Annotated in this window: 7 protein-coding genes and 2 pseudogenes; 4 read left to right on the forward strand and 5 right to left on the reverse strand. The window is 60.0% G+C overall.

The window, feature by feature from the left end; translation table 11 throughout:
- Window position 1 precedes the first annotated feature (1 nt).
- Together glcE and glcD are read right to left on the reverse strand one after the other, a co-directional pair.
- Window positions 2-1,066: a glycolate oxidase subunit GlcE gene (glcE, locus tag M5G18_RS05825; RefSeq protein WP_273897256.1), complete on the reverse strand. Its 1,065-nt coding sequence runs from the start codon at window positions 1,064-1,066 to the stop codon at window positions 2-4.
- Window positions 1,066-2,565 carry a glycolate oxidase subunit GlcD gene (glcD, locus tag M5G18_RS05830; protein ID WP_273897257.1) on the reverse strand — a complete coding sequence of 500 codons (1,500 nt, stop codon included), beginning with the start codon at window positions 2,563-2,565 and terminating at the stop codon, window positions 1,066-1,068. The genes glcE and glcD overlap by 1 nt, the downstream gene beginning before the upstream one ends.
- Before the next feature lie 139 nt (window positions 2,566-2,704).
- Here glcD and M5G18_RS05835 point away from each other — a divergent pair.
- The 3 genes and pseudogenes from M5G18_RS05835 to M5G18_RS05845 form a co-directional block, all read left to right on the forward strand.
- Window positions 2,705-2,797 (forward strand): annotated as a pseudogene (locus M5G18_RS05835) (LysE family translocator); the annotation flags it as partial.
- A gap of 49 nt (window positions 2,798-2,846) precedes the next feature.
- Entirely contained in the window at window positions 2,847-3,974 is a 1,128-nt protein-coding gene (locus M5G18_RS05840) for a saccharopine dehydrogenase family protein (protein ID WP_273897258.1), read from the forward strand.
- Window positions 3,975-3,976: 2 nt separating this feature from the next.
- The gene (locus M5G18_RS05845) at window positions 3,977-4,468 is read left to right on the forward strand and encodes a DUF2269 family protein (RefSeq protein WP_273897259.1); all 492 of its coding nucleotides are present in this window, start codon (window positions 3,977-3,979) and stop codon (window positions 4,466-4,468) included.
- A 54-nt stretch (window positions 4,469-4,522) separates the two neighbouring features.
- On the opposite strand, the gene yghU is transcribed toward M5G18_RS05845, so the two are convergent.
- Entirely contained in the window at window positions 4,523-5,362 is an 840-nt protein-coding gene (gene yghU / locus M5G18_RS05850; protein ID WP_273897260.1) for a glutathione-dependent disulfide-bond oxidoreductase, read from the reverse strand.
- Window positions 5,363-5,417: 55 nt separating this feature from the next.
- On the reverse strand, window positions 5,418-6,254 hold the full coding sequence (locus tag M5G18_RS05855) for a helix-turn-helix transcriptional regulator (protein WP_273897261.1): 837 nt from the start codon (window positions 6,252-6,254) through the stop codon (window positions 5,418-5,420).
- Window positions 6,255-6,360: 106 nt separating this feature from the next.
- Between M5G18_RS05855 and M5G18_RS05860 the strand changes: the two genes are divergently transcribed.
- A complete protein-coding gene (locus tag M5G18_RS05860) occupies window positions 6,361-7,317 on the forward strand; it encodes a threonine dehydratase (protein ID WP_273897262.1) in 957 nt (318 codons plus the stop codon).
- Between the two features lie 208 nt (window positions 7,318-7,525).
- Here the strand turns inward: M5G18_RS05860 and M5G18_RS05865 are convergent.
- Window positions 7,526-7,759: pseudogene (locus tag M5G18_RS05865) on the reverse strand (hypothetical protein); the annotation flags it as partial.

The raw sequence follows: 7,759 nt of genomic DNA on the forward strand, positions 1-7,759 counted from the left end.
CTCAAAGCTCCGCGTACTGACGCCCGGGATTGAAAATGCCCCGGGGGTCGAGTTGTCGTTTGAGTTGGCGATGATAGTGCAGCAGGGCGGGCGTCAGAGGATGGAATGGTTCATCGATCAGACCGTGGCTGTAGCAGGTCGCATGCCCGCCGACGTCGCCGACCACTTTGCGAATGATCGCCGCTTCGGCCGTGGATTTGAGCCAGCGTTGCGCGCCGCCCCAGTCGAGCCACTGCTCGCCGGGCAGGTTCAGCGGCGGCGTGTTGAGCGGCACGGACAGGCGCCAGAGCGGTTGGTCTTCATCGAAGAAGCTCAGGCGTTGTTCGTTGAGGTCGGCCCAGAACGAACTGTCGATCAACTCGCCACCAAGGCGATCATGGGCGGCCGCCACTGAACCTTCGCCACCCTCCAGACGCAAGCGCAATTGCCGGCCGTCGTGACACGCGGCGCTGATCGGCAACGGCTGCTGGCCCCATTCCGCCAGACGCAGCAAAGCTTGTTCGCTGCTCATTTCCAGACTGATGCTCAAGCACGCTCGCGGTTTGGGCAGCACCTTGAGCGAGACTTCCGTGATAACCCCCAGCGAGCCGTAACTGCCGGTCATCAGGCGCGACAGGTCGTAGCCGGCGACGTTTTTCATGACTTCGCCGCCGAAGCGCAGATGCTTGCCATGTCCCGTGATGATCCGCGTGCCCAACACGAAATCGCGCACCGATCCCGACCACGGTCGACGCGGCCCGGACAGGCCCGTGGCGATCATGCCGCCGACCGTGGCGTCGTCGGCGAAGGCGGGTGGTTCGCATGCCAGCATCTGTTGCGAGGCGTCCAGCACGGTCAGCAATTCTGTTAGCGGAGTACCGCAGCGTGCGGTGATCACCAGTTCGGTCGGGTCGTAGCTGACGATGCCGCGATGGGCGCGGGTGTCGAGAATCTCGCCACCGACGATGCGTCCGAGAAACGCCTTGCTGTTAGCCCCCTGGATGCGTAACGGCGTAGCGTTTTCCAGTGCCCGATTGACCTGTTCGAGCAGCGCGGCGCTGTCATCGAAATCCTTGGTGTCACCCATCAGAACCGCTCCAGTTCAGGGAAGGGCAATTGCCCGTGGTGTACGTGCAGGGCACCGAATTCGGCGCAGCGATGCAGGGTCGGAATGTTTTTGCCGGGATTGAGCAGGCCGCCGGGGTCGAAGGCTGCTTTTACGGCGTGGAACAGGGTCAGCTCGTCACGATTGAACTGCGCGCACATCTGGTTGATTTTTTCCCGGCCCACGCCGTGTTCGCCGGTGATGCTGCCGCCAACCTTTACGCACAATTCGAGGATCTTGCCGCCCAGCGCTTCGGCACGTTCCAGTTCACCGGGCTGGTTGGCATCGAACAGAATCAGTGGATGCATGTTGCCGTCGCCGGCATGGAATACGTTGGCGACCCGCAAGCCATATTCGGCTGAAAGCTGCGCAATCGCGTGCAGTACGCCGGGCAACTCGCGGCGGGGGATGGTGCCGTCCATGCAGTAATAGTCCGGAGATAACCGTCCTACGGCGGGGAAGGCATTCTTGCGTCCGGCCCAGAATCGCACGCGCTCGGCTTCGTCCCGGGCCTGACGCAGTTCGGTGGCGCCGGCGTGTTCGAGCACCTGTCGGACCCGCGCGCAGTCATCGTGGACATCAGCTTCAACGCCATCGAGTTCGCAAAGCAGAATGGCTTCGGCATCCACCGGATAACCGGCGTGGATGAAGTCTTCGGCAGCGCGGATCGCCAGGTTGTCCATCATCTCCAGGCCACCGGGAATGATGCCGGCCGCGATGATGTCGGCCACGGCGCGGCCGGCCTTTTCCACGGAGTCGAATGCTGCCAGCAGCACTTTGGCAGTCTGGGGTTTGGGCAAGAGTTTGACCGTGACTTCGGTGATGACGCCGAGCAGGCCTTCGGAGCCGGTGAACAGTGCCAACAGGTCGAAGCCGGGAGAGTCCAGTGCCTCCGAACCCAGCGTAAGGCGTTCGCCATCGACTGTAAGAATCTCGACCTTGAGCAGATTGTGCACGGTCAGACCGTACTTGAGGCAGTGCACGCCGCCGGCGTTTTCCGCCACGTTGCCGCCGATGGAGCAGGCGATTTGCGAGGAAGGATCAGGCGCGTAATACAGCCCGAACGGCGCAGCAGCCTGGGAAATCGCCAGGTTGCGCACACCGGGTTGAACCCGTGCGGTGCGAGCTTCAGGATCGATCTGCAGGATATTGTTGAAGCGTGACATTACCAGCAACACGCCTTTTTCCAGCGGCAGGGCACCGCCGGACAAACCGGTTCCGGCGCCCCGGGCCACCACCGGTACCCGCCGTTCGTGGCAAATCCGCAACACACCTTGAACTTCATCGATGTGCCGTGGCAGTACCACCAGCAGCGGCGTGGTGCGATAGGCGGAGAGGCCATCGCATTCATACGGCTTGAGTTCTTCAAGCTGATGCAGGACTTCAAGATCCGGCCACTGGCGATGCAGGGCTTGCAACAACGCGGCTTTGTCGACGTCGGGCAAAGCACCGTCGACCTGTTCGTCGTAAAGAATGTTCATGATCGCTGGACGACCCTCCGTTGTCGTTATTCGAGGTCGGTGCCGTTTCCCATCATTGGGCCGCTGACCCCGAGAAGTAAAGCGTAACGGCCGGTGGCGCGTTGTCCCGCGTGCTCCTGTAATATGCGACCACTTCACCCCAACGGTGTCCCGTTGGGTCAGTCGCGTAGTGGGGACTACGTTTATCGGTCTCGGGGCTGCGATTCTGACGATGCGTCGGCAGTCCGCGTAAGTAAAAGCTGTCCGACTGAAACCAGTCATCCATTTCAAGGAAGCATTGCGTGGCACTCAGGGTTTTAGTGGTCGGCGGCTATGGAAATTTTGGCAGCATTGTCAGCCGGCATTTGATTGAGATGCCTGACATCGAGCTGGTGATCTCCGGCCGCGACCCGCAGAAATTGGCGCACAAAGTCGACGAGCTGAAAGCCCGGTCGGGCGTTGTCTGCGAGAGTTGGTGCGGCAACGCGATGGGGGACGGGTTTGAAGCGGCTCTGAAATCGATGGGCATTCAACTGGTCATCCACACCGGCGGCCCGTTTCAAGGGCAATCCTATGCGGTCGCCGAGCGCTGCATCGACGCGGGTGTGCATTATTGCGACTTGTCCGACTGCAGAACTTTCGTCAACGGTATCGAAGCCCTCGATGCCCGCGCGAAACAGGTCGGCGTGGCGATTCTCAGCGGTTGCAGTTCGGTGCCGACACTTTCATCGGCCCTTATCGATGAACAGCGGCATCGCTTCTCCCGTATCGATTCGATCGAACATGGCATTTCCTCTTCGGCGAAAATGCCGGGCCTGTCGACGGTTGAAGGTGTTCTGGCCTACGCTGGCAAGCCGATCAGGCAACTCAGGAATGGCCAGGTTCATGAGGTGGCAGGCTGGCTGGACCTGACGTTGCGCAAGATGCCTCACCTGGGCGTTCGGGTGTTGGCGAATGTCGACGTGCCGGACATGGACATCTTTGCCAGCCGCTATGGCGCGCGAACCTTGAGCTTCAAGGCCGGCGCGGGCCTCAAGCTGGGTGGCGTGGCCAACGGTCTGTTCGCGCTGGCCCGCAGGTTTGGTGCGTTTCGTGATCATGTTCCCTGGGCGGCGCGGCTTCACCGTTGGGGTACCTGGTTCGAGCGATTCGGTGATGGCAAAAGCGCGATGTATATCGACGTGACAGGACTCGGTATCGACAGAAAACCGCTGGCCATGACGGTGCAGCTCACCGCTCGGAATGACAAGGGGCCGGAAATTCCAAGCTGCGCAGCCGTTGCCCTGGCTGCGAAAATCGCCCGGGGATATCAGCCCGAGGCTGGCGCGCGTCCCTGCGTGGGCGAGATAACCGTCGCCGAATACATGGCGGCCATCAACGATCCGCAGAATCTGAGCCTGTCGATGCATTTCTCTGACGGGCAGAACTGACCGTGCTTTATCTGTGCCTCAAATACATTCACATCATCGCCGCGGTTTTCCTGTTCGGATTCGGCATGGGCTCCTACCTCTACCTTATTGCCGCGAGCCGTACGGCCAACCCTCTGGTGATCGCGCATGTAGCGAGAATGGTCGTACGGTTCGACGCCTGGATCACCACGCCGGCGGGCTTTATCCAGATCGCGACGGGTTACGGGTTGACCAGGCTTGCCGGACTGCCCCTGACCACGGAATGGGTGCTGACTTCCTTGATCATTTTCCTGTGCGTCGGCTCGCTCTGGTTGCCGGTACTGGTGCTTCAGAAGCGTTTGCACGTGATGGCTTCGAGCGCAGTCGAGACCGGGGCAGGGCTCCCTGATGAGTACAGCTGCGTGTACCGAAAATGGTTCTGGATGGGTATTGCCGGTTTTCTGGGGATGTTCGTGATCGTGCTGCTGATGGTGACGAAGATGACGCCGGGGCAGTGGGCCGACCTGTTGGTGTAGTGAACGCAACGCCCGATACACCCGCACCGGACGTCGCGTTGTATCAGGCGAAGCTCAATCCAGATCGCTCGCCTGATGCCGCTCCGGAACCTGGCTGTTCTCATCGCCCCACGTCCGGTTGACGCGCTGGCCACGAATCACCGCAGGCCGTTCGGCAATCTCTTGCGCCCAGCGTTGCACGTGGGTGTATTCGTGAGCGGAAAGGAACTCGGCGGCGGAGTAGACGTTGTTGCGCACCAATTGCCCGTACCAAGGCCAGACCGCGATGTCGGCGATGGTGTAGTCGTTGCCGGCAAGGTAGGGGCTTTCGCTCAGGCGGCGATCGAGCACGTCCAGCTGCCGCTTGGTTTCCATGGTGAACCGGTTGATCGGGTATTCGAGCTTTTCCGGCGCATACGCATAGAAATGCCCGAAACCACCGCCCAGGTAAGGTGCCGAGCCCATCTGCCAGAACAGCCAGTTCAGGGTTTCGGTGCGCCCCGCCAGATCGGCGGGCAGGAAGGCGCCGAATTTTTCCGCCAGATAAAGCAGGATCGAGCCGGATTCGAATACGCGAATGGCCGGTTCTACGCTGCGATCCAGCAACGCCGGAATTTTCGAATTGGGGTTGATCTCGACAAAGCCGCTGGAGAACTGGTCGCCCTCGTTGATGCGGATCAGCCAGGCATCGTACTCGGCACCGGTGTATCCGAGCGCCAGCAACTCCTCAAGCAGGATGGTCACTTTTACGCCGTTCGGCGTGGCCAGCGAGTACAGCTGCAACGGATGTTTGCCGATCGGCAGCGTCTTGTCGTGCGTCGGCCCGGCAATCGGGCGATTGATGCTGGCGAACTGGCCGCCGGACGGAGCGATGTGTTTCCAGACCTTGGGTGGAGCGTAGGGCGCCTTGCTCATTAAACGGACCTCATCGGTTGTTTGCCGGAATGACGGGGGCAAGTGGTCGCTTCTTCTATATAGAAGAATGTTGTTTGTCGGTAGCAGAGCTATGGCGCGAATCTGTGCGCAGTTGTGCCGGGCTCACGCCGAGGCGCTGTTTGAAGGCTGTGGTCATATGCGCCTGTGAGTTGAAGCCACAGGCGAGGGCGATCTGCGAAAGACTGTCCGTTGTATCGCGCATTGACGCTCGGGCTTTGGCCAGTCGTCTGTCGATCAGGTAACTGTGGGGGCTCTTGCCGGTTGCCAGCTTGAAGGCACGCATGAAGTAACCCTCGGACAAACCCAGCAGTTGGGCCATCGCCGGGACACCGAGGGGGCTATCAAGGCCTGCGTCGATGAATTCATCCAGCAGGCGCATTCTGCTGCCGGTGATCGAGCCTTGATGAGTGAAGGCTTCATGACCTTCCACCCGTTCCGCCAGACCAAGCGCCCAGCTTTCCCAGTCATCCTCCAGAGAGGCTTGCAGCAGTGCACTGCGCATTCGCGACGCGAGGTGAATGGCCTGAGGGTCGATGCGATTGTTGAACGCATGGTCACCGGCCAATGTCTTGCCGTCGGTGCGTATCACCCGCAGATACTCGCCGCCCATGGGCGACTCGGACAGTACGTCACATCCAGCCGGAACAAACGCCAGGCCATTGGGCATCGCATCGAAGGGGCGTATCCGGTCACTGCCGATGGCGTGCACGCCGCGCTGGCTGTCGAAGGCAAAGCCGATCGCTGACTGGGTCGCCACGTACCGTGCCGAGTAGGCTGCGCCTGGCAGCAACTCGATCGCCCATGGGCCGGCTTCGATACGACGTATCGGTTCATCAACGGTTATGGGATGGCGACGGTTTCGATGGCTCATGCACGCAATAGTAGTGAAAGGGGCGGGTAAAAGTCAGGTCAGTTTTTTGAAAGCCGACGTGACGCTCGCGTCCCTAGACTGGGCTAACGTCCAAGGAGCCACTTATATGCACGCATTCACTCGCGACGATATCGAAAACGCTGCCCGCCAGGTTTACCAGGTGATGCCAGCCACCGCCCAGTACCGTTGGCCGTTGCTGGCCGAGCGGTTGGGCTGCACCGTTTGGGTCAAGCATGAAAACCACACACCGACCGGCGCCTTCAAGGTGCGTGGCGGTATTACCTTCATGCACTGGCTGCGTCGTGAACATCCGGCTGTCAAAGGCATCGTCTCCGCGACGCGTGGCAATCACGGTCAAAGTCTGGCGCTCGCAGCGCGGGCGGTAGGGCTGAAAGCATCGATCGTGGTGCCGCAGGGCAATTCGCTGGAAAAGAACAACGCCATGCGTGGCTTTGGTGGTGAAGTGGTCGAGTACGGGCGCGATTTTGACGAGGCGCGTGAAGAGGCGGCGCGCCTGGCGCAGGAGCATGACCTTTTTCTGGTGCCGCCGTTTCACGTTGAACTGGTCAAGGGCGTGGCGACCTATGCGCTGGAGCTGTTCGATGCGGCGCCGGATCTGGATACGGTTTACGTGCCCATCGGCTGCGGATCGGGGATCTGTGGGGTGATCGCTGCTCGCGACGCACTAGGACTGAATACTGAAGTGGTGGGGGTGGTGTCGACGGAGGCCGCGGCTGCCAAGCTGTCGTTCGACGCAAACACAATCTGCGAAACCGCGTCGGCGAATACCTTTGCCGATGGCTTGGCCGTACGCAAGCCGATTGCGCAGGCGTTCGACATCTATAAGGAAGGGGCAGCGAGGATCGTCTCTGTCAGCGAAGGCGAGATTGCCGAAGCCATGCGTGTGTATTACACCGATACCCACAACCTTGCGGAAGGCGCGGGTGCGTCAGCGCTGGCGGCGTTGATGCAGGAGCGTGGAAGGATGGAGGGGAAGAAGGTCGGGGTGATTTTGTCCGGGGGGAATATTGACCGGTCGGTGTATGCGAAGGTGATTGGTTGATTGCGGCTGTGTTGGCGGGGGGCATTCAGTGACAGTGATAGGTTCGCGTCTATATAGAAGCTGCCTTTTTCCCTCTCTTGATAGAAAACGCAAATTAAGGGTTGACGGCAGATTCTGAGTCTCTATAATTCGCCCCACTTCCGGCGCAGTCGAAACGGAAAACTCCTTGAGATTCAATGAGTTAAGTAGGTTTCGAAGGCGGGTCGCTTCAGTTCATCGAAGCCTGGAAGGGGTTGGAAATGCCGGTTTGTCTGGCGCTTTCAACGGTTCGATCTTCTCGGTCGAAAGCGGAGAAAAAGAGGTGTTGACAGCAGCGTGTAACGCTGTAGAATTCGCCTCCCGCTAACGAGAGATCGGAAGCGCAAGTGGTTGAAGTTGTTGAAGAAATCTTCGAAAACTTCTGAAAATAATCACTTGACAGCAAATGAGGCTGCTGTAGAAT

This window comes from Pseudomonas aphyarum (assembly GCF_028657055.1).
In the GTDB taxonomy this organism is placed as follows: domain Bacteria; phylum Pseudomonadota; class Gammaproteobacteria; order Pseudomonadales; family Pseudomonadaceae; genus Aquipseudomonas; species Aquipseudomonas aphyarum.

Excerpts from the sequence above, each read along its gene's own strand:
- M5G18_RS05855 (WP_273897261.1), bottom strand. The coding sequence starts at position 6,254 with ATGAGCCATCGAAACCGTCGCCATCCCATAACCGTTGATGAACCGATA.
- yghU (WP_273897260.1), bottom strand. The coding sequence starts at position 5,362 with ATGAGCAAGGCGCCCTACGCTCCACCCAAGGTCTGGAAACACATCGCT.
- glcD (WP_273897257.1), bottom strand. The coding sequence starts at position 2,565 with ATGAACATTCTTTACGACGAACAGGTCGACGGTGCTTTGCCCGACGTC.
- M5G18_RS05860 (WP_273897262.1), top strand. The coding sequence starts at position 6,361 with ATGCACGCATTCACTCGCGACGATATCGAAAACGCTGCCCGCCAGGTT.
- glcE (WP_273897256.1), bottom strand. The coding sequence starts at position 1,066 with ATGGGTGACACCAAGGATTTCGATGACAGCGCCGCGCTGCTCGAACAG.